General features: G+C 32.9%; 19 protein-coding genes and 5 tRNA genes. All 24 read left to right on the forward strand.

Annotation, left to right across the window (positions count from 1 at the left end; genetic code table 11):
* Positions 1–54 precede the first annotated feature (54 nt).
* Complete coding sequence (locus tag BTO16_RS00870; RefSeq protein WP_211298185.1) at positions 55–282, forward strand: PspC domain-containing protein; 228 nt, start codon at positions 55–57, stop codon at positions 280–282.
* A 3-nt stretch (positions 283–285) separates the two neighbouring features.
* The gene (locus BTO16_RS00875; protein WP_105019806.1) at positions 286–1,284 is read left to right on the forward strand and encodes a potassium channel family protein; all 999 of its coding nucleotides are present in this window, start codon (positions 286–288) and stop codon (positions 1,282–1,284) included.
* Between the two features lies 1 nt (position 1,285).
* Positions 1,286–2,185, forward strand: a complete 900-nt coding sequence (locus BTO16_RS00880; RefSeq protein WP_105019807.1) for an SDR family oxidoreductase — start codon at positions 1,286–1,288, stop codon at positions 2,183–2,185.
* An 89-nt stretch (positions 2,186–2,274) separates the two neighbouring features.
* Entirely contained in the window at positions 2,275–3,885 is a 1,611-nt protein-coding gene (locus BTO16_RS00885) for an alanine/glycine:cation symporter family protein (RefSeq protein WP_105021461.1), read from the forward strand.
* Between the two features lie 154 nt (positions 3,886–4,039).
* A complete protein-coding gene (locus tag BTO16_RS00890) occupies positions 4,040–5,710 on the forward strand; it encodes an alanine/glycine:cation symporter family protein (protein ID WP_105019808.1) in 1,671 nt (556 codons plus the stop codon).
* 12 nt (positions 5,711–5,722) lie between these two features.
* Complete coding sequence (locus BTO16_RS00895) at positions 5,723–6,613, forward strand: ComEA family DNA-binding protein (protein WP_105019809.1); 891 nt, start codon at positions 5,723–5,725, stop codon at positions 6,611–6,613.
* Positions 6,614–6,643: 30 nt separating this feature from the next.
* Positions 6,644–7,810 (forward strand): acyl-CoA dehydrogenase family protein, encoded by a 1,167-nt coding sequence (locus BTO16_RS00900; protein ID WP_105019810.1) that lies wholly within the window; start codon positions 6,644–6,646, stop codon positions 7,808–7,810.
* Positions 7,811–8,186: 376 nt separating this feature from the next.
* Positions 8,187–8,384, forward strand: a complete 198-nt coding sequence (gene rpsU, locus BTO16_RS00905) for a 30S ribosomal protein S21 (protein ID WP_105019811.1) — start codon at positions 8,187–8,189, stop codon at positions 8,382–8,384.
* Positions 8,385–8,601: 217 nt separating this feature from the next.
* Positions 8,602–9,498 (forward strand): tyrosine-type recombinase/integrase, encoded by an 897-nt coding sequence (locus BTO16_RS00910; RefSeq protein WP_407675509.1) that lies wholly within the window; start codon positions 8,602–8,604, stop codon positions 9,496–9,498.
* Positions 9,495–9,803 (forward strand): ribosome hibernation-promoting factor, HPF/YfiA family, encoded by a 309-nt coding sequence (gene hpf / locus BTO16_RS00915; RefSeq protein ID WP_105019813.1) that lies wholly within the window; start codon positions 9,495–9,497, stop codon positions 9,801–9,803. Before BTO16_RS00910 ends, hpf begins: the two co-directional genes overlap by 4 nt.
* Positions 9,804–9,909: 106 nt before the next feature.
* A tRNA-Thr gene (locus BTO16_RS00920) sits at positions 9,910–9,983 on the forward strand.
* Between the two features lie 40 nt (positions 9,984–10,023).
* Positions 10,024–10,105: transfer RNA gene (locus BTO16_RS00925), tRNA-Tyr, on the forward strand.
* A gap of 15 nt (positions 10,106–10,120) precedes the next feature.
* Positions 10,121–10,193: transfer RNA gene (locus BTO16_RS00930), tRNA-Gly, on the forward strand.
* An 18-nt stretch (positions 10,194–10,211) separates the two neighbouring features.
* Positions 10,212–10,284: transfer RNA gene (locus tag BTO16_RS00935), tRNA-Thr, on the forward strand.
* A 62-nt stretch (positions 10,285–10,346) separates the two neighbouring features.
* On the forward strand, positions 10,347–11,534 hold the full coding sequence (tuf, locus tag BTO16_RS00940) for an elongation factor Tu (protein WP_105019814.1): 1,188 nt from the start codon (positions 10,347–10,349) through the stop codon (positions 11,532–11,534).
* A gap of 77 nt (positions 11,535–11,611) precedes the next feature.
* A tRNA-Trp gene (locus BTO16_RS00945) sits at positions 11,612–11,683 on the forward strand.
* 19 nt (positions 11,684–11,702) lie between these two features.
* Complete coding sequence (gene secE, locus BTO16_RS00950) at positions 11,703–11,891, forward strand: preprotein translocase subunit SecE (RefSeq protein ID WP_105019815.1); 189 nt, start codon at positions 11,703–11,705, stop codon at positions 11,889–11,891.
* An 11-nt stretch (positions 11,892–11,902) separates the two neighbouring features.
* The gene (gene nusG, locus BTO16_RS00955) at positions 11,903–12,451 is read left to right on the forward strand and encodes a transcription termination/antitermination protein NusG (RefSeq protein WP_105019816.1); all 549 of its coding nucleotides are present in this window, start codon (positions 11,903–11,905) and stop codon (positions 12,449–12,451) included.
* A 73-nt stretch (positions 12,452–12,524) separates the two neighbouring features.
* Positions 12,525–12,962, forward strand: a complete 438-nt coding sequence (gene rplK, locus BTO16_RS00960; protein WP_105019817.1) for a 50S ribosomal protein L11 — start codon at positions 12,525–12,527, stop codon at positions 12,960–12,962.
* 20 nt (positions 12,963–12,982) lie between these two features.
* Entirely contained in the window at positions 12,983–13,672 is a 690-nt protein-coding gene (rplA, locus tag BTO16_RS00965; protein WP_105019818.1) for a 50S ribosomal protein L1, read from the forward strand.
* Positions 13,673–13,691: 19 nt separating this feature from the next.
* Complete coding sequence (gene rplJ, locus BTO16_RS00970; RefSeq protein ID WP_105019819.1) at positions 13,692–14,207, forward strand: 50S ribosomal protein L10; 516 nt, start codon at positions 13,692–13,694, stop codon at positions 14,205–14,207.
* Positions 14,208–14,258: 51 nt separating this feature from the next.
* Positions 14,259–14,633, forward strand: coding sequence for a 50S ribosomal protein L7/L12 (gene rplL, locus BTO16_RS00975; RefSeq protein WP_104809800.1), 375 nt, complete (start codon positions 14,259–14,261; stop codon positions 14,631–14,633).
* Positions 14,634–14,777: 144 nt separating this feature from the next.
* On the forward strand, positions 14,778–18,587 hold the full coding sequence (gene rpoB / locus BTO16_RS00980; RefSeq protein ID WP_105019820.1) for a DNA-directed RNA polymerase subunit beta: 3,810 nt from the start codon (positions 14,778–14,780) through the stop codon (positions 18,585–18,587).
* A 91-nt stretch (positions 18,588–18,678) separates the two neighbouring features.
* Entirely contained in the window at positions 18,679–22,953 is a 4,275-nt protein-coding gene (rpoC, locus tag BTO16_RS00985; protein ID WP_105019821.1) for a DNA-directed RNA polymerase subunit beta', read from the forward strand.
* Positions 22,954–22,983: the final 30 nt, after the last annotated feature.

The following is a 22,983-nucleotide window of genomic DNA, read 5'->3' on the forward strand; positions in this document are numbered from 1 at the left end:
AAACTATTTAACAAATAATATACTTTGTAGTATCTTGGCTTAAAAATAATTTTGGTGAATTTAATACATGCTGTGCGTTATTTTTTTGAAAGACATGGCTTTGGGGTTTTCTCAAGATTTGCAGATAAACTAGGGATGCGTGCTAAAAATGTGCGTATTTTTTTTATTTATATTTCATTTGTAACAGTAGGTTTGTCGTTTGGTTTGTATTTAACATTGGCTTTTTTATTACGATTAAAAGATATGATTTATACAAAAAGAAGTTCGGTTTTTGATTTGTAGTTTATGAAAGGAATAGACTCCAAAATATATATAATTTTTTTGTTAGTTGTATCAGTCCTAACAGTAGGAACGGCTGGTTACATGCTGCTTTCTAATTATTCGTTTATAGACGCCGTTTACCAAACAGTAATAACTGTTACAACCGTTGGTTTTGGTGAAGTAAAACCTTTCTCTGAAGAAGAAAAAATTTTTACAATTTTCTTAATTTTAACAAGTATTACTATATTTGGGTATGCGGTTTCTACATTCTCTGAGTTCGTGGTTAGTGGAAAATTATTTGATCATTTTAAACATAAAAGAGTGGAAAAACAAATTGAAAAACTAGAAGGTCATACTATTGTTTGTGGTTATGGTAGAAATGGTAAACAAGCTATTTACAAACTTAAAAATTATGGAAAGCAGTATGTTGTTATTGAAAAAAGTAAAATTTTAATAGAAAAATTAGATTTCGACGGAATTTTAAATGTAGAAGGAGATAGCACTACAGACGAGGTTTTATTAAAAGCAGGCATTTTAAAAGCAAGTAATTTAATTACAGCTTTGCCATCGGATGCAGATAATTTATTTGTGGTTTTAAGTGCAAGACAATTAAATAGAGATTGCAAAATAATAAGCAGAGCATCTAAAGAAAGTTCTTACAGTAAATTAAAAATTGCGGGCGCAGATAATGTAATTATGCCAGATAAATTAGGTGGTGATCATATGGCATCTTTAGTGGTTACACCAGATGTAATTGAATTTGTAGATCGATTAACCATAGAAGGAGAAACAACGGCTAATTTAGAAGAAATTGATGTAGATGAGCTGCCAAAAAAATATTTAGGTAAAACTATTTTAGATTTAGATTTAAGAAAAAAAACAGGTTGTACGGTTATTGGATTAAGAAACCCAGATAAAGATTATATTATAAATCCAGAAGCAGATGCAATACTCATTGCAGGTTCTCATTTAATCGTTTTAGGAAGACCAGAACAAATAATAAAATTAAGACAATTGTTTTAAAATGATAAATGTTGTAGTTACGGGTAGTAATGGTTTATTAGGGCAAACGCTTTTAAAATTATTATTATTAGAAAAACATACATACCAAGTTTTTGGTTTGTCTAAAGGAAAAAATAGAAGCGGTAGAGAAGATTTTACCTATATTTCTATAGACCTTACGGATGAACAAAAACTTAAAAAAAAGTTAACAGAAATTGAACCAAATTTTATTATAAACACAGCCGCAATGACACAAGTTGATGATTGTGAAAATAATAAAATTGGGTGCGATTTGCTAAATATAACCGTTGTAAAATGGTTGTCAGAAATTTCTAAGGTTTTAGACGCACATTTAATTCATCTTTCTACAGATTTTATTTTTGATGGTAAAAAAGGGAATTATAAAGAAACAGATGTGGCTAATCCGTTAAGTTATTATGGAATATCTAAGCTAAAATCCGAAGAAATTCTAATCAATTCAACAATCGATTTTACTATTTTAAGAACCATTTTAGTGTATGGTAAAGTGTTTGATATGAGCAGATCAAACATTGTGCTGTGGGTAAAAGAAATGTTAGAAAAAGGAAAAGAAATTACAATTGTAGAGGATCAATTTAGAGCACCAACATATGTAGAAGATTTAGCATTGGCTTGTAAAATTTCTATGGATAAGAAAGCAACAGGCATTTATCATATTTCATCTAATACAGTGTTAAGTGTTTACGAAATCGCTAAGCAAATTGCAGAAACTTTTAATTTAGATAAAAACTTTATACAACCAATTTCTACATCCACATTAAATCAAACAGCAATAAGACCACCAAAAACAGGTTTTAACTTATCAAAAACGAATACAGAGTTAGGTTTTTATCCAAAATCATTTTTAGAGGATTTAGAAAAATTTAAAGATTCTATGTTGTAAAAACTATTTTTAACGCTCAAAAGTTGTCTTTAGGGCAAATTTATTATCATCTTGCAGAATACGAACTGAAAAACGAACAATAGATGATTATAAGGAAAAAAATTCTTTCAATGCTTTTATTTGCGCTCCCTACGTTATCCTTTGCCCAAGAATTAACAATAGACCAAAAGATAGAGGAAAAATTTAAACCTTTTGCCGATGCTGTTAGTTCAGTAGTTTTTTATCCAATCTCAATAGTAGGTATCGATGTCCCAATTGTAGTTATTCTTTTATTATCTGGGGCTTTATTTTTTACATTGTATTTTAAGTTTTCTAATATAACCTTACTGGGTGTTGCCATAAGAGCAACCAGCGGGAAGTATGATGATGTTGATCATAATTCAGTAGATGAAATGGCAGGAGATCCAACGCCCGGTGGCGATATTTTTGAAACTGTCAAAGCAGATGGGGTTATAGGAGAAGTTACCCATTTTCAAGCTCTAACAGCAGCATTATCTGCAACTGTAGGCTTAGGTAATATTGCTGGTGTGGCCGTTGCAATTGCAATTGGAGGTCCTGGAGCTACAGTATGGATGATTTTAGCTGGTTTTTTAGGGATGTCTACAAAATTAGTAGAAGCCACTTTAGGCGTTAAGTATAGAGAAGTTGGTGCTGATGGTAAAATATATGGAGGCCCAATGTATTATTTACGAAAAGGCTTAAAAGAAAAGAATTTAGGAGGAATAGGAAAAGTCTTGGCTGGTTTATATGCTGTTTTTGTAATTGGCGGTTCTTTTGGAGGTGGAAATATGTTTCAAGCAAACCAAGCAGCTGCCCAATTTAAACAACTTTTTGATATAGAGTCTGGATTTATATTCGGAATTGTAATGGCCGTTTTGGTTGGTGTAGTAATTATTGGCGGTATTAAAAGAATAGGTCGAGTAACCGAAAAAATTGTGCCTTTTATGGCAATTATGTTTGTGGGTGCTTCTTTAATTATTCTTGGAATGAATTTTTCAATTATTCCTGAAGCGATGGGTCAAATTTGGGACGGTGCTTTTAAACAAACATCTGTAGTAGGAGGTTTAATAGGGGTTATGATTGTTGGTTTTCAAAGAGCTGCTTTTTCAAATGAGGCAGGTGTTGGATCAGCATCTATTGCGCATGCAGCAGTTAAAACTAAATTTCCTGCAAGTGAAGGTATTGTAGCGTCTATAGGTCCGTTTGTTGATACTGTCATTATTTGTTCTATGACCGCTTTAGTAATTGTTGTTACAAACTTAAGGAGTAACTTATTTACTTATGGTAATTTAGATTCAAAAAGTAATGTGCTTTTAAATGCAACTAATCAACCAATAAATGGTGTTGATTTAACTTCGGTTGCTTTTGATTCTGCAATTCCTAATTTTTCTATTTTATTGACAGTAGCTGTAATTTTATTTGCTTTTTCATCGATGCTTTCATGGTCTTACTATGGTATACAAGGATGGACATATTTATTTGGAAAAGGTAAAGTAGCAGATATTACTTATAAAGCTTTATTTTTAGTGTTTGTTGTTATTGGTGCGTCTTCTACGTTAGGTTCTGTAATTGAATTTTCGGATGCTATGATTTTTGCAATGGTATTTCCTAATATCATAGGCTTGTTATTGTTAGCTCCAAAAGTAAAAGTTGAGCTGGCAAGATACTTAAATGCAATTGGTCATAAAAAGCCAAAATAAAGGTTAAAAAAACAAATTTCTTAAGGTCCAATTTTTAGGTTTAATCAAAGCTAGAGAAAATGGATTTTATTTTTGGTTATAATTATAGTAATTTTTCAAGTTTTTTTATGATATTGCGGTTCACTAACAAATAAACATTAATTTAACGAAAATCATGAAGAAAAAATTTCTTTCATTGCTTTTATTAGCAATTCCAATGTTATCATTTGCACAAGAAAAAGGATTAGATGAACAGGTAAATGATGCATTTATGCCATTCGCAACTTGGTGGGAAAACTTAGTTTTAACAACAGTACCAATTGCAGGCTATAATATTCCTTTCGTAGTTCTATTATTAGTTTCTGGTGCAACTTTTTTTACTATTTATTTCAAATTTCCTGGTTTTACAAAGTTTAAGACTGCTATAAATACCGTAAGAGGTAAATATGTAGATATCGAAAAACATGGTGTTGATAAGTTATATAATAATGACGAAGCTTTAGCAGTAGAAGATATTGCAGACACAATTCGTGATGAAAGTGCTCATGGCGAAGTATCACATTTTCAAGCGTTAGCAACCGCAGTTTCGGGAACCGTTGGTTTAGGAAATATTGCAGGTGTTGCCGTTGCAATTGGTTTAGGTGGTCCAGGAGCAACTTTTTGGATGGTTGTTTGTGGATTATTAGGGATGTCTACAAAATTTGTAGAATGTACTTTAGGAGTAAAATATAGAGATGTAGGTGAAGACGGTACTATCTATGGTGGTCCAATGTATTATTTATCAAAAGGATTTAAAGAAATCGGTTTTGGCGCTGCAGGTAAAGTATTAGGTGTAATTTTCGCAATACTTTGTGTTGGTGCATCTTTTGGAGGTGGTAATGCATTTCAATCTAACCAAGCTGCTGTTCAAATTAGCTCATTGTTTAATTTACAAGGAGGTTCTAATGGCGTAATTATTGGAGTTATACTTGCTATTTTAGTAGGTATTGTAATTATTGGTGGTATTAAACGTATTGCTAAAATTACTGAAAAAATTGTGCCTTTTATGGCAGGTTTATACATTGTAGCATCGTTGATAATTATTTTAGCAAATTTTAGTGATATTGGTTTTGCTTTTCAATTAATTAAGGATGGAGCATTTTCTCCAATGGCCGGACTTGGTGGTTTAGTAGGAGTATTAATTGTTGGTTTTCAAAGAGCAGCGTTTTCTAATGAAGCGGGTGCAGGTTCTGCTGCAATTGCACATTCTGCTGTTCGTACAAAATATCCAGCATCCGAAGGGGTTGTTGCTCTTTTAGAGCCATTTATTGATACGGTTGTTATTTGTACAATGACAGCTTTAGTTATTATTTTCTTTAATATTAACGGTACAGACGCACAATCGGTATTTAATTATACTGCTGCACACGGAAGTAGCGTTATTTTAAATTCTACTGGTGAAACAATAAATGGAGTAGATTTAACATCAATGGCATTCGATTCTGTAATTCCGCATTTCTCTTATGTATTAACTGTTGCAATTGTATTATTTGCATTTTCTACGATGATTTCTTGGTCGTATTACGGTTTACAATCTTGGAAGTATTTATTTGGTAAAGGTAAAGCTGCAGATATAACGTATAAAATATTATTTTTAATATTTGTTGTTATTGGTGCTGCTGCAACATTAGATGCAGTAATTAAGTTTTCTGATGCAATGATTTTAGCATTGGTTTTCCCAAATATGATAGGTTTATTATTCTTGTTTCCAAAAGTAAGACAAGAAATGAAGCGTTACTTGGGTGCAATTACAATGAAGAAAGAAGCAATTCAAGATGGTGCTATCGATGTAACTAAACACATGTAAAAAGCATTAATAATGAATATATTTAAATCCCATTTCTGGTACAACAAAAGCCAAAGAAATGGGATTTTCTTTTTAATTTTTTTTATACTTCTACTTCAAGTAATTATTTTTTCAGATGTTTTTTCTTCGGATGAAATTATTGACATAAATAAACCAGAAATTGTAGCTTTTCAAACTCAAATTGATAGTTTAAAAGCTGTTGAAATTGAAAACAGAAAACCAAAAATTTATCCTTTTAATCCTAATTATATTACTGATTATAAAGGAGAACAATTAGGAATGTCTTTAGCGGAAATAGATCGATTATTAGCCTTTAGAAGCACAAATAAATTCATCAACTCCAAAGATGAGTTTCAGCAAGTAACCAAAGTATCAGACTCCTTATTAGCTAAAATTGCTCCATATTTTAAATTCCCAGATTGGGTGGTAAATCAAAATAACGCCAATCCAAGAAAGCAATCTTTTTATAAAAATAATGACATTTTAAACGCTGTCGCGCGATCAACTACAGACATCAACAAAGCAACAGCAGCAGATTTTAAAACAATTAACGGTATCGGATTTGCATTTTCTGAGAGAATTATTCAGTATCGTTCTAAATTACAGGGATTTACTTTTGAAAACCAACTGTATGAAGTGTGGGGGTTAGATAAAATAGTGGCAGATAAAGTGCTATCAACCTTTAAAATTGTTGATAGGCCAATCATCAAAAAAGTAAATGTAAACACGGTTACTTTCAAGGATTTACTTAAAAACCCCTATATTAATTATGAATTGTGCAAGAAAATCTTCAATTACAGAGATGAAGTTGCTGAGCTTCAGGATATTTCAGAATTAAAAAATATCAAAGATTTTCCTTTAGAGAAGTACGATAGAATAGTCTTATATTTGTTTGCTAATTAATTTAATAAATAATAAACAAATTTTTTGCTTATGAACAGTATGTATTTTACTGAAGAACATGAAGCATTTCGCTTAAGTTTTAAAGAATTTTTACAAAAAGAAGTGGTGCCTCATATAGAAAAATGGGAAAAAACTGGAACGATAGAACGTTTTATTTGGAAAAAATTTGGTGAAATGGGTTATTTTGGTTTATCAACTCCTGAGGAATATGGAGGAATGGATCTTGATCTTTTTTATACCGTAATATTTTTAGAAGAATTACAAAAAATAAACTCAGGCGGATTTGCTGCTGCAATGTGGGCACATGAATATTTAGCAATGACGCATCTTAACAAAGAAGCGAACGAAGCTACTAAACAAAAATATTTAGTACCAAGTGTAGAAGGAGATTTAATTGGTTGTTTGTGTATTACAGAACCTTTTGGTGGTAGTGATGTTGCAGGAATGCGTTCTACAGCAATTAAAACAGGAGACAAATACATTTTAAATGGCTCTAAAACATTTATTACAAACGGTGTTTACTCAGATTATTTGATAGTAGCAGCAAAAACGGATCCTTCGGATAAGTATAAGGGAATCAGTATCTTTATAGTAGACAGAGATACAAAAGGAATCTCTGCAACTAAATTAGATAAATTAGGATGGCGTGCATCAGATACAGCAGAAATTGCTTTTGATAACGTAGAAATTCCTTTAGAAAACTTATTAGGAGAAGAAGGAAAAGGTTTTCCTTACATTATGCAGCACTTTGCTTTAGAGCGCTTAATTATGGGTGTAAATGCGCACGCAAGAGCAGAATTTGCTCTAGATTATGCCGTAAATTATATGAAAGAACGTGTGGCTTTTGGTAAATCTTTAGATAAGTTTCAAGCACTAAGACATAAAATTGCAGAAATGGCAAGTAAAGTGGATATGTGCAGAGAATATAACTATTCAATTACAAAACGTTTAAATGATGGGCAATATGTTGTAAAAGAAGCGAGTATGTCTAAATTATTGTCAACTAAAATTGCAGATGAAGTTATTTATGATGCACTTCAACTTTTGGGCGGTTATGGTTATATGGAAGAGTATCCAATGGCGCGCTTGTTAAGAGATAGTAGATTAGGGCCAATTGGTGGCGGAACGTCAGAAATATTAAAAGAAATTATTGCAAAAATTGTAATCGATCATAAAGAATACAAACCAGCAACCTAAATTTTCTATATATTTACAAACATAATTCTACAAGATGTCAAAATTTTGTAGAATTTTTTCTTTAATAACCAATCATTAACCTATAACAGATATCTCATCGCCGATAATTGACAACGGATTACTGATAATTTTTAAAGAGCGTTCCCTAAAAAGGTATGGCTTTACACTATATATTTTTTGTGAAAAACAAAAAAGATTAAGCCTTTTACAGAAAGGCGAACGGTTTCAATCCCTAACGCAAACCAAGTTTCTAAAAAGAAATAAAATTTTAATTTGTAATTGTTAATTAATACTTACATTTGCAATCCAAAAAATAAACCAAATAGTTTTAAAACTATTCAAAATATAAAGATACGATGAAGGGAGGTGCATACTTATGTTAATTATACCTGTAAAAGAAGGAGAAAATATCGATAGAGCTTTAAAGCGCTATAAGAGAAAATTCGATAGAACCAAGACAATGAAGAACTTGCGTAACAGAAAAAACTTTACGAAGCCATCTGTAGCAAACAGAGCTCAAAGAATTAAAGCGTCTTACGTTCAACGATTAAGAACACAAGAAGAAGTAGGCTAGTGAAACTCAATTTTAAAAAGTCTGCAAGACGAGTTTAAAATTGTAATTAGAACTGATTCCGGTTTTTTTATTCGGAATCTTAACTTATTTTTCTAAAATAATTAACTCGTAACACATATTGTGTTACGAGTTTTTTTGTGCGCTAAATTTTGTAAATTTACCAACAACAACCAACAACCAACAACCAACAACCAACAACCAATAACCAGCAACTATTTTGATAGCATCATTTTTAGACTACTTATCGCTCGAAAAAAAATATTCTATTCATACAGCAATAGCGTACAAGAATGATTTAACATCCTTTAGAGACTTTTTAATCATCGAATACAATCAGGATGAATTAAAAGAAGTAAACTATGCCCAAATACGAAATTGGATTGTTTCTTTAGTAGATAGTGATATTTCGAATAGAACAATTAATAGAAAAGTAAGTTCACTTAAATCGTTTTACAAATTCCTTCAGAAAAGTGAACAGCTAAAAATAAATCCACTTTCAAAGCACAAAGCATTAAAGGTTGCCAAAAAAGTACAAGTTCCGTTTACATCCAGAGAAATTAATTCAGTAATAGAAACTATTAGCGAAGAAAATGATTTTATTTCTGTAAGAAATAAATTAATTATAGAATTATTCTATTCCACAGGAATTAGAAGAATCGAACTCATAAACATAAAAGAAAGAAATATCAGTTTTTCGGAGAACACAATTAAAGTTTTAGGAAAAAGAAATAAAGAACGTTTTGTGCCTCTTTTGCAGTCTGTTGTATCAACATTAAAAAACTATTTAGAACTTAAATCGGAATTCTCTTTAGGGATAGAAGAACTTTTTATTACAGAAAAAGGAAATAAAATTTATGAAACCCTTGTCTACAGAATTATAAATTCATACTTTAGTAGAGTCTCAACGAAGGTGAAAAAGAGCCCTCATATTTTAAGGCATTCTTTTGCAACACACCTTCTAAATGAAGGCGCAGATTTAAATTCAGTTAAAGAATTGCTAGGGCATTCCTCTTTAGCCTCCACTCAAGTCTATACACACAATAGTCTTGAAGTTATAAAAAAAGTATATAACCAAGCTCACCCTAGGGGCAACATAAAAAAGAATGATTTATGAAAGTATTCACGCAATCAGTAAATTTTAACGCAGACAGCGAATTAATTCAGTTTGTAGAAAAGAAAGTAGAATCGCTCGAAAAGTTCCATGATAAGATAGTAGATGCCGAAGTTTTTTTAAAAGTTCAAAATACAAGCGACAAAGAAAATAAAATTACAGAAATAAAAATAAATATTCCAGGAAGTGAATTAATTGTTAAAAGAGAGACCAAAACCTTCGAAGAGGGTGTTAATGCTGCGGTTGATAATTTAAAAAGACAATTAAAAAGATCGAAAGAGAAGCAAAGAGACTCACTAATTTCATAAAAATGAAAATAAATGAAAAAATAATTATAAAATGTTTTAGAATTTAAAATAAACTTTATACATTTGCAATCCGTTAGAAATAGCGGGTTGTTTTTTTACAACAAAAGCCGATGTAGCTCAGCTGGCTAGAGCAGCTGATTTGTAATCAGCAGGTCGTGGGTTCGAGTCCCTCTATCGGCTCTTAAAAAAAAAGTAAGTTCATTAAAATAGTAAATTTAGAGGGGAGATACTCAAGCGGCCAACGAGGGCGGACTGTAACTCCGCTGACTACGTCTTCGCAGGTTCGAATCCTGCTCTCCCCACAAAATTTACATATTGCGAAAGTAGCTCAGTTGGTAGAGCGTCAGCCTTCCAAGCTGAATGTCGCCGGTTCGAACCCGGTCTTTCGCTCAAATTAAATCCAACAAAGCCGGTGTAGCTCAGTTGGTAGAGCGCATCCTTGGTAGGGATGAGGTCATGGGTTCAAGTCCCATCATTGGCTCATTGTAATACGCATTATTAGACACTAAATATATTTAAACTAAAGAATTAAAATTAATAATCATGGCAAAAGCAAATTTTGACCGTTCGAAGCCACACTTAAACATTGGTACTATCGGACACGTAGATCACGGTAAGACTACATTAACAGCGGCTATTACTAAAGTATTATCTGATGCTGGTTATTGTGACGCAAAATCATTTGATCAAATTGATAATGCTCCAGAAGAGAAAGAAAGAGGTATTACAATTAACACTTCTCACGTAGAGTATCAGACAGCTAATCGTCACTATGCGCACGTTGACTGTCCAGGTCACGCGGATTACGTTAAGAACATGGTAACAGGTGCTGCACAAATGGATGGAGCAATTTTAGTTGTTGCTGCTACAGATGGTCCTATGCCTCAAACAAGAGAGCATATTTTATTAGGTCGTCAGGTTGGTATTCCTCGTATGGTTGTTTTCTTGAATAAAGTTGACATGGTTGATGATGAAGAGTTACTAGAGTTAGTAGATATGGAAGTAAGAGAATTATTATCTTTCTATGAGTATGATGGAGATAATGGTCCTGTAGTTTCTGGTTCTGCTTTAGGTGCTTTAAATGGCGAACAAAAATGGGTTGATACTGTGTTAGAATTAATGGCACAAGTTGATGTTTGGATTGAAGAGCCTTTAAGGGAGGTTGATAAGCCATTCTTAATGCCTATAGAAGATGTGTTTTCTATTACTGGTCGTGGAACTGTAGCAACAGGTCGTATCGAAACAGGTATAGCTAATACAGGCGATGTTGTTGATATTATTGGTATGGGAGCTGTTAAGTTGACTTCTACTATCACTGGTATCGAAATGTTCCGTCAAATATTAAATAGAGGTGAAGCTGGAGATAATGCAGGTATCTTGTTAAGAGGTATTGCAAAAGAAGACATTAAGAGAGGTATGGTAATCTGTAAGCCAGGTTCTGTAACTCCACATGCTAAATTTAAAGCTGAGGTTTACGTTCTTAAGAAAGAAGAAGGTGGTCGTCATACTCCATTTCATAACAACTATCGTCCACAGTTCTATGTAAGAACTACGGATGTAACAGGTACTATTAACTTACCAGCAGGGGTTGAAATGGTAATGCCAGGAGATAACTTAACAATTACTGTAGATTTACTTCAACCAATTGCATTAAATGTTGGTTTACGTTTTGCTATCCGTGAAGGTGGTAGAACAGTAGGAGCAGGTCAGGTAACTGAATTATTAGACTAATATTTTACTAGTTTATTAATTAATAAATTCTAAGGGTGTTCCGTTTTTAACGGAACGCCTTTATCAATGAATAAGAAACGGGCGTAGTTCAGCGGTAGAGCACTGGTCTCCAAAACCAGCTGTCGGGAGTTCGAATCTCTCCGCCCGTGCAATAAAACATAAATTAAGATGAACTTTATACAATACATCAAAGATTCTTTTGAAGAATTAAATAATCACATGACGTGGATATCTAAAGAAGAAGCTCAAAAATCAACTGTTACCGTAGCTGTGTTTACAATTGTATTTGCATTAGCAGTTGCTGGTATAGATTATGTTTTTCAAACTGGATTAGATAACTTTTTCAAATTATTTTAAGAGAATAAATTATGGCTGATACAGTGATGAAATGGTATGTTGTTAGAGCCATTGGTGGACAAGAAAATAAAGTGAAGGCTTATATTGAAACAGAAATTTCTAGAGTAGGATTATCTGATTATGTTAGTCAGGTAATTGTTCCAACTGAAAAAGTAGTTCAAATTAGAAACGGAAAAAAGGTTAATAGAGAAAAAGTTTATTTTCCTGGATATATTATGGTAGAGGCAAACCTTTCAGGAGAAGTTCCTCACGTTATAAAATCTATCACTGGTGTTATAGGGTTTTTAGGAGAAACTAAAGGCGGAGAGCCTGTTCCGATGAGAAAGTCCGAAGTAAATAGGATGTTAGGAAAGGTTGATGAACTGTCAGTTCAAGACGAAAACATTGCTATTCCTTTTAATATAGGTGAAACTGTAAAAGTTGTAGATGGTCCATTCAATGGATTTGATGGAACTATAGAAAAAGTAAACGAAGAGAAGCGCAAACTTGAAGTAATGGTAAAGATTTTTGGAAGAAAAACACCATTAGAATTAAGTTATATGCAAGTAGAAAAGATATAATTGTTACACAAGGATATAAATACCGATTTGTTTTAAGCTTCGAAAATTAAAACAAATTATTAAACATTTTAAAATGGCAAAAGAAGTTAGTAAAGTAGTTAAGTTACAAGTAAGGGGAGGCGCAGCGAATCCATCGCCGCCGGTTGGACCCGCTTTAGGAGCTGCTGGTGTTAACATTATGGAGTTCTGTAAACAGTTCAATGCAAGAACGCAAGACAAACAAGGTAAAATTGTACCTGTTGTTATTACTGTTTTCAAAGACAAATCTTTTGATTTTGTTGTAAAAACTCCTCCTGCAGCAGTCCAGTTACTAGAAGCGGCCAAAATTAAAAAAGGTTCAGGAGAACCAAACAGAAAGAAAGTAGCATCAGTTACTTGGGATCAAATCAAAGTTATTGCAGAAGATAAAATGGTAGATTTAAATGCCTTTGAAATTTCTTCAGCAATGCGTATGATTGCAGGTACAGCACGTTCTATGGGATTAACAGTAAAAGGTAATGCACCAGCATAAACTTTATAAAAAGTAGTAAAATGGCAAAATTAACAAAAAAGCAAAAAGAAGCATACGCAAAGTTAGATCGTTCTCAATCGTATGATTTAGCAGCGGCTTCAGCGCTAGTCAAAGACATTACCAATGTAAAGTTTGATGCATCTGTGGATTTAGCAATACGTTTAGGAGTAGATCCTCGTAAAGCAAATCAAATGGTTAGAGGGGTTGTAACATTACCTCACGGAACTGGAAAAGATGTAAAGGTTTTAGCATTAGTAACACCAGATAAAGAAGCAGAAGCTTTAGAAGCGGGCGCAGATTATGTTGGATTAGATGAGTACCTTCAAAAGATTAAAGGAGGATGGACAGATGTAGATGTAATTATTACAATGCCAAGTGTAATGGGTAAATTAGGTCCCTTAGGAAGAATTTTAGGTCCTAGAGGTTTAATGCCAAATCCAAAAACTGGTACAGTAACAATGGATGTTGCAAAAGCTGTTCAGGATGTAAAAGCTGGTAAAATCGATTTTAAAGTTGATAAAACTGGTATTGTACACGCAGCAATTGGAAAAGTATCATTTGATGCTAAGAAAATTGAAGAAAATGCAAACGAGCTAATACAAACAATTATTAAACTTAAGCCTACAACAGCGAAAGGAACGTACGTAAAAAGCGTTTTTATATCTAGTACTATGAGTCCTAGTATAGCTGTTGAAGTAAAAGCTGTTTAATACGTTAAAACTTATAATTATGACTAGAGAAGAGAAATCACAGGTAATACAAGATTTAACAGCAGTATTAGCAGGAACAAACACTTTATATTTAGCTGATATTTCAGGACTAAATGCTCAAAGTACATCAAACTTACGTAGAGCTTGTTTTAAAGCAGGAGTTCAGTTATCAGTTGTTAAAAATACATTGCTTGCAAAAGCGATGGAAGCATCAGACAAAGATTTTGGTAATCTTCCATCAGTATTAAAAGGGAATACTTCAATGATGATTGCCGAGGCTTCTAATGCACCAGCAAAGTTAATAAAAGACTTTAGAAAGAAATCTAAAAAGCCTTTATTAAAAGGAGCATTTGCAGAGGAATCAGTATATATTGGTGATGAGCAATTAGATGCTCTTGTAGATATCAAATCTAGAGAGGAACTTATTGGAGAAATCATTGGATTATTACAATCACCAGCTAAAAATGTTATTTCAGCATTACAGTCAGGTGGACAAAAACTTTCAGGTATTTTAAAAACATTATCTGAAAAATAAGTACGCGCACAAATAAACTATAATAAACAAAAATTTTTAAAAACAATTAAAATGGCAGATTTAAAAGATTTCGCAGAGCAATTAGTTAACTTAACAGTAAAAGAAGTTAATGAATTAGCTACTATTTTAAAAGACGAATATGGTATTGAGCCAGCAGCAGCAGTAGCAGTAGCAGGACCAGCAGCAGCAGAAGGTGATAGTGAAGCTGAAGAGCAAACTGAATTTGATGTAATTTTAGTAGCAGCAGGTGGTTCTAAACTAGCAGTTGTTAAATTAGTTAAGGAATTAACTGGTTTAGGATTAAAAGAAGCTAAAGGTGTTGTAGATAGCGCACCAGCACCAGTTAAAGAAGGTGTATCTAAAGCTGAGGCTGAAGGTCTTAAAGCAGCTTTAGAAGAAGCAGGAGCTGAGGTAGAGCTTAAATAAGCTTTTAATCCTGACTACACATTAGTGTAGCAGGAAAACAAATTTAGGTTTAGGCACTAAAAACTTGTTTTTAGGCCTAAACCATTTTGTGTATATATTCGTTCTTTATTTTAATTCAGATTTTAATCAAAAAAATATTCTCTTTTGGCAACGAAAAACACTACTGAAAGAATCAACTTCGCCACTTCTAAAATGATTAAGGAATATCCAGACTTTTTGGATATTCAGGTTAAATCTTTTCAAGATTTTTTCCAACTTCAAACAAAAGCAGAAGAAAGAGGTGAAGAAGGTTTGTATAAAACCTTCATGGATAACTTTCCAATTACAGATACAAGAAATCAGTTTGTATTAGAATTTTTAGATTACTTTGTAGACCCTCCAAGATATTCAATTCAAGAATGTATTGAAAGAGGGCTTACGCACAGTGTGCCGTTAAAAGCACGACTAAAATTATATTGTACAGATCCAGAACATGAAGATTTTGAAACGATTGTTCAAGATGTTTATCTTGGTACAATTCCTTACATGACAAACTCAGGTACCTTTGTAATAAATGGTGCAGAGCGTGTTGTGGTTTCTCAATTACACAGGTCTCCTGGTGTATTTTTTGGGCAGTCTTTCCATGCAAACGGTACAAAATTATATTCAGCAAGAGTAATTCCTTTTAAAGGTTCTTGGATAGAATTTGCTACCGACATCAATCAAGTAATGTATGCTTACATTGATAGAAAGAAAAAATTACCAGTTACAACATTATTCAGAGCTATTGGTTTTGAAAGAGATAAAGATATTTTAGAGATTTTTGACCTTGCAGAAGAAGTTAAAGTTTCTAAGGCTGGATTAAAAAAAGTATTAGGTCGCAAATTGGCAGCTAGAGTTTTAAAAACTTGGCATGAAGATTTTGTGGATGAAGATACTGGCGAGGTTGTATCAATCGAAAGAAATGAAATTATTTTTGATCGTGATACAATTCTTGATAAAGAACACATTGATGAAATAATAGACGCAGGTGCTAAAACGGTTTTACTTCACAAAGAAGACAACCATATGGCAGATTATGCTATTATTCATAATACATTACAAAAAGATCCTACAAATTCAGAAAAGGAAGCAGTAGAACATATCTATAGACAATTACGTAATGCAGAACCGCCAGATGAGGAAACTGCGAGAGGTATTATTGATAAGTTATTCTTCTCTGAACAACGTTATAATTTAGGTGAAGTGGGTCGTTTTAGAATGAACACAAAGCTTCAGTTAAATGAACCTATTGATCAAAAAGTATTAACGAAATTAGATATTATAACTATTATTAAATATTTAATTGAGTTAATAAACTCTAAAGCTGAGGTTGATGATATCGATCACTTATCTAACAGACGTGTAAGAACTGTTGGTGAGCAATTAGCAGGTCAGTTTGGTGTTGGTTTAGCTCGTATGGCAAGAACAATTCGTGAGCGTATGAATGTACGTGATAACGAGGTGTTTACACCAATCGATTTAATTAATGCCAAAACATTATCATCTGTAATTAATTCTTTTTTTGGAACAAATCAATTGTCTCAATTTATGGATCAAACAAATCCATTAGCAGAGATAACTCACAAACGTAGATTATCTGCACTAGGACCTGGAGGTTTATCTAGAGAAAGAGCAGGTTTTGAGGTGCGTGATGTTCACTATACTCATTACGGTCGTTTGTGTCCTATTGAGACTCCTGAGGGACCAAATATTGGTTTAATTTCTTCACTTGCTGTATTTGCAAAAGTGAATAATTTAGGATTTATCGAAACTCCATATAGAAAAGTAGATAATGGTGTTGTTGGCACAGATGAACCAATATATTTAAGTGCTGAAGAAGAAGAAGGTATGAAAATTGCCCAATCTAATTTAGAGTTAAATGAAGACGGAACAATTGTTTTAGACAGAGTTATTGCGCGTGAAGAAGGAGATTTTCCAGTAGTTAATCCAGATGAGATTAATTATATGGATGTTGCTCCAAATCAAATTGCGTCAATTTCTGCGTCTTTAATTCCTTTCTTAGAGCATGATGATGCAAACCGTGCATTGATGGGATCTAACATGATGCGTCAAGCAGTTCCATTATTACGCCCAGAATCTCCGATTGTAGGTACAGGTTTAGAACGTAGAGTTGCAAAAGATTCTCGAATCTTAATCAATGCCGAAAGAGAAGGTGTAGTAGAATATGTTGATGCTAATAAAATTACCATTAAGTACGACAGAACTGAACAAGAGAAATTAGTTAGTTTTGAATCTGATGAAGTTACTTATAATCTAATCAAATTTAGAAAAACGAATCAAGGAACTTCAATCAATCTAAAACCAATTGTAGAAAGAGGCGATAGAGTATCTGAAGGTCAAGTTTTATGTGAAGGGTATGCCACAGAAAAAGGAGAATTAGCTTTAGGTAGAAATATGAAAGTAGCCTTTATGCCTTGGAAAGGGTATAACTTTGAGGATGCAATTGTAATTTCTGAAAAAGTAGTTCGTGAAGATATATTTACATCCATACATATTGATGAGTATTCTTTAGACGTAAGAGATACAAAATTAGGAACTGAAGAGTTAACTAATGATATTCCTAACGTTTCAGAAGAAGCTACTAAAGATTTGGATGAAAATGGAATGATTCGAATTGGAGCAGAAGTAAACCCAGGTGATATCTTAATTGGTAAAATTACACCTAAAGGAGAATCTGACCCAACTCCAGAAGAAAAATTATTACGTGCTATTTTTGGTGACAAGGCTGGTGATGTAAAAGATGCATCATTAAAAGCTTCGCCATCATTAAGAGGTGTAGTAATTGATAAAAAATTATTCAAGAGAGCTGTTAAAGATAAGACGAAGAGATTAAGAGATAAAGAAGCAGTAGCAACTTTAGAAGCATCTTTTGTGTCGAAATTTGAAAGTTTAAAAGATGAGTTAATTGAAAAGTTATTTACACTTATTAGTGGTAAAACTTCTCAAGGAGTATTTAACGATTTAGGAGAAGAAGTTTTACCAAAAGGTAAAAAGTATACACTTAAAATGTTAAACTCTGTGGATGATTATGTTCACTTAACAGGATCTTGGACAACAGATAAAGAGTTAAATGATTTAGTAGGTGAATTAGTTCACAACTATAAAATCAAGGTAAACGATTTACAAGGTAATTTACGTCGTCAAAAGTTCACTATTTCTGTAGGTGATGAGTTACCAGCAGGAATCTTGAAATTGGCTAAAATTTACATCGCTAAAAAACGTAAGTTAAAAGTAGGTGATAAAATGGCTGGACGTCACGGAAATAAAGGTATTGTTGCTAGAATTGTAAGAGCAGAAGATATGCCTTTCTTAGAAGACGGAACACCTGTTGATATCGTGTTAAATCCATTAGGGGTCCCTTCTCGTATGAACATTGGTCAAATTTATGAAACTGTTCTTGGTTGGGCAGGTCAAAAATTAGGAACTAAATATGCAACGCCAATCTTTGATGGAGCATCTTTAGACCAAATCAATGAAATTACAGATCAAGCAGGTGTACCAAGATTTGGACATACTTATTTATATGATGGTGGAACAGGTAAACGTTTCGATCAACCAGCAACGGTTGGTATCATTTATATGATTAAGTTAGGACACATGATTGAAGATAAAATGCATGCACGTTCTATAGGACCATATTCATTAATTACACAACAACCTTTAGGTGGTAAAGCACAATTTGGAGGTCAGCGTTTTGGAGAGATGGAAGTTTGGGCACTAGAAGCATATGGTGCATCTAGTATATTAAGAGAAATCTTAACTGTAAAATCTGATGATGTAATGGGTAGAGCTAAAACGTACGAAGCAATCGTTAAAGGCGAAACTATGCCAGAACCAGGTTTACCAGAATCGTTTAACGTATTAATGCATGAACTTAAAGGTTTAGGTTTAGACGTTAGATTAGAGGAATAAATTTTTTCAGTAACCAGTTTTCAGTAGAAGTTAGCAGTTTGCAAAACCTACTGAAAACTGTATACTGCCAACTGAATACTTATTAAAAGACATGGCAAGAAATCAAGAGAAATACACTGTAAAAAAGTTTAATAAAATCTCAATAGGTTTATCATCACCAGAAGCTATTTTAGAAATTTCTAAAGGTGAAGTTTTAAAACCTGAAACTATAAATTACCGTACGCACAAACCAGAAAGAGATGGTTTATTTTGTGAGCGTATTTTCGGTCCTGTAAAGGATTATGAATGTGCTTGTGGAAAGTACAAAAGAATTCGTTACAAAGGAATTGTTTGTGATAGATGTGGAGTAGAAGTAACAGAAAAGAAAGTACGTAGAGATAGAGTAGGACACATTAATTTAGTGGTTCCTGTTGCTCATATTTGGTACTTTAGATCATTACCTAACAAAATGGGTTACCTTTTAGGTTTGCCATCTAAAAAGTTAGACATGATTATTTACTACGAACGTTATGTAGTAATCCAGCCAGGTATTGCAAAAAATGTTGAAGGAGCGCCATTGAAAAAAATGGATTTCCTAACGGAAGAAGAATACTTAGATATTGCTGATACATTACCACAAGAAAATCAATATTTAGATGATTCTGACCCAAATAAGTTTATCGCTAAAATGGGAGCAGAGTGTTTAATTGATTTATTAGCACGTATTGATTTAGATGCGTTGTCTTTTGAATTAAGACACAAAGCAAATACAGAAACGTCTAAACAACGTAAAACGGAAGCTTTAAAGCGTTTAAATGTTGTTGAAGCATTTAGAGACTCTCAAAAAAATAGAGAAAACAAGCCAGAGTGGATGATTATGAAGGCTGTTCCAGTAATTCCACCAGAATTACGTCCTTTAGTTCCATTAGATGGAGGTCGTTTTGCAACGTCAGATTTAAATGATTTATATAGAAGAGTTATTATCAGAAACAATCGTTTAAAAAGATTAGTTGAGATAAAAGCTCCAGAAGTTATTTTACGTAATGAAAAACGTATGTTACAAGAATCTGTAGATTCATTGTTTGATAACACACGTAAATCATCCGCAGTAAAGACAGAATCTAACAGACCTTTAAAATCTTTATCAGATTCATTAAAAGGTAAACAAGGACGTTTCCGTCAGAATTTATTAGGAAAACGTGTGGATTATTCAGCACGTTCTGTAATTGTTGTTGGACCAGAATTAAAGCTATCAGAATGTGGTATTCCAAAGGAGATGGCAGCAGAACTTTACAAACCTTTTGTAATTAGAAAATTAATTGAAAGAGGAATTGTAAAAACTGTTAAATCTGCGAAGAAAATAATTGATAGAAAAGAACCAGTTGTTTGGGATATTTTAGAAAATGTAATTAAAGGACATCCTGTTTTATTAAACAGAGCTCCTACTTTGCACAGACTTGGTATTCAGGCATTTCAACCAAAATTAATTGAAGGTAAAGCAATACAGTTACACCCATTAGTGTGTACAGCCTTTAATGCCGATTTTGATGGGGATCAAATGGCAGTTCATTTACCATTAGGACCAGAAGCTATTTTAGAAGCGCAAATATTAATGTTGGGTTCTCATAATATCTTAAATCCTGCAAATGGTGCGCCGGTAACTGTTCCTTCTCAGGATATGGTACTTGGTTTATATTATATGACAAAAGAAAGAATCTCTACTCCAGAAGTACCTATTAAAGGAGAAGGGTTAACTTTCTATTCACCAGAAGAAGTAACGATTGCTTTTAACGAAGAAATGGTAGACTTAAATGCTGGTATTAAAGTAAGAACTTACGATGTTGATAAAGATGGTGAGCAAGTTCGTAAAATTATAAAAACTACCGTTGGTAGAGTTTTATTTAACGAAGTTGTACCTCCTGCTGCAGGATATATTAACGAAGTATTAACTAAGAAAAACTTACGTGGAATTATTGGTGCAATTTTAAAAGCTACTGATATCCCTACAACAGGAGAATTCTTAGATCAAATAAAAAATATGGGATATAAATTTGCCTTTCAAGGTGGTTTATCTTTCTCATTAGGGGATATTATTATTCCTGAAGAAAAGAAATCTATGATTGACGCTGCTAATAAAGAAGTAGAGATAATTGTAGGAAATTATAACATGGGTATGTTAACGCAAAAAGAGCGTTACAATCAGGTAATTGATGTTTGGGGTTCAACCAACAATAGATTAACTGAATTATCTATGAAAAATTTACGTGAAGATCAACAAGGTTTCAACTCAGTATACATGATGCTTGATTCTGGTGCAAGGGGTTCTAAAGAACAAATTCGTCAGTTAACAGGTATGCGTGGATTAATGGCAAAACCTAAAAAATCTACAGCTGGTGGTGGAGAAATTATTGAGAATCCTATTCTTTCTAACTTTAAGGAAGGATTATCAATTCTTGAATATTTTATCTCTACTCACGGTGCACGTAAAGGGCTTGCAGATACCGCTTTAAAAACAGCAGATGCTGGTTACTTAACACGTAGATTAGTGGATGTTTCTCAAGACGTTATTATTAACGAAGAAGATTGTGGAACATTAAGAGGATTAGAAGTTTATCCATTAAAGAAAAATGATGAGATTGTAGAATCTTTATCAGACAGAATTGAAGGAAGAATTTCTTTAAATGACGTTTTTGATCCTTTAACAGATGAGCTATTAATAGAAGCTAACCAATCAATATCTTCTAAATTAGCAGATAAAGTTGAAGCTTCTGGAATAGATGGTGTTTATGTTAGATCTGCATTAACTTGTGAGTCTTCTAAAGGTATCTGTGCAAAATGTTACGGTCAAAGTTTGTCAACTCGTAATAAAGTTCAAATTGGTGAAGCAGTTGGTGTAATAGCAGCGCAATCTATTGGAGAACCTGGTACACAGTTAACATTACGTACATTCCACGTTGGTGGGGTTGCAGGTAATATATCAGAAGATAATAAATTAATTGCTAAGCATGAAGGTAGAGTTGTAATCGATGATTTACGATCGGTTGTTGGTAAAGACAATGATGGTAATAAAATTGATATTGTAATTTCTAGAACTGCTGAAATTAAAATTATTGATAAGAAAACAGATATCACTTTAAGTACAAACATACTTCCTTATGGATCTGTAATTTTTGATAAGGAAAGAAAAGCTATTAAAAAAGGAGATGTAATTGTTCAATGGGATCCATTTAACGGTGTTATTGTTTCTGAATTTGGTGGAAAAGTTAAGTTTGATAATCTAGAACAAGGTGTAAATTACTCTGTAGAAATCGATGAGCAAACAGGTTTCCAAGAAAAAGTAATGATAGATTCTAAGAACAAGAAACTAATTGCTTCTTTAATTATTGAGGACAAAGATGGTAATGCATTACGTTCATACAGTTTACCTGTAGGAGCCCACTTGATGGTTAGTGATGGTGATAAAGTTGAATCTGGTCATACAATTGTTAAAATACCAAGAAAATCTGGTAAAGCAGGAGATATTACTGGAGGTTTACCTCGTGTAACAGAGTTATTTGAAGCACGTAACCCTTCTAACCCTTCTGTAGTTTCAGAAATAGATGGTGTTGTTACTTTTGGAAAAATTAAACGTGGAAATAGAGAAATTATTGTCGAATCTAAAACAGGAGATATTAGTAAGTATTTAGTAAAACTTTCTAACCAAATTTTAGTTCAAGAAAATGACTTTATTAAAGCAGGTATGCCTTTATCTGATGGAGCAACGACTCCTTCTGATATTTTAAGAATAAAAGGCCCATCCGCAGTGCAAGAATACTTAGTAAATGAAATACAAGAAGTATATCGTTTGCAAGGTGTAAAAATTAACGATAAACATTTTGAAGTAGTTGTTCGTCAAATGATGCGTAAAGTTAAAATTATTGATTCTGGAGATACATTATTCCTAGAAAATCAATTAATTCATAAAAATGACTTTATTGAAGAAAATGATGCAATCTACGGAATGAAAGTTGTTGAAGATGATGGAGATTCTGAAAACTTAAAAGCAGGTCAAATTATTTCTGCACGTCAGCTAAGAGATGAAAATTCTTTATTAAGAAGAAATGATAAGAACTTAGTTACTGCAAGAGATGCTAAACCAGCAACGGCTGAACAAGTTTTACAAGGTATTACAAGAGCATCATTACAAACTAAATCGTTTATTTCTGCAGCTTCTTTCCAAGAAACTACAAAAGTATTAAACGAAGCGGCCGTAAGTGGTAAAGTTGATACTTTAGAAGGATTAAAAGAGAATGTAATTGTTGGTAAGAGAATTCCTGCAGGAACAGGTATGAGAGCTTACGATCACATTTTAGTTGGTCCTAAAGATGAAATAGAAAAGAGTTTCTAATAAACGTTTAAAACGTTACTATTTTAAAAG

The sequence above is a fragment of the Polaribacter glomeratus genome (assembly GCF_002954665.1).
Classification (GTDB): domain Bacteria; phylum Bacteroidota; class Bacteroidia; order Flavobacteriales; family Flavobacteriaceae; genus Polaribacter; species Polaribacter glomeratus.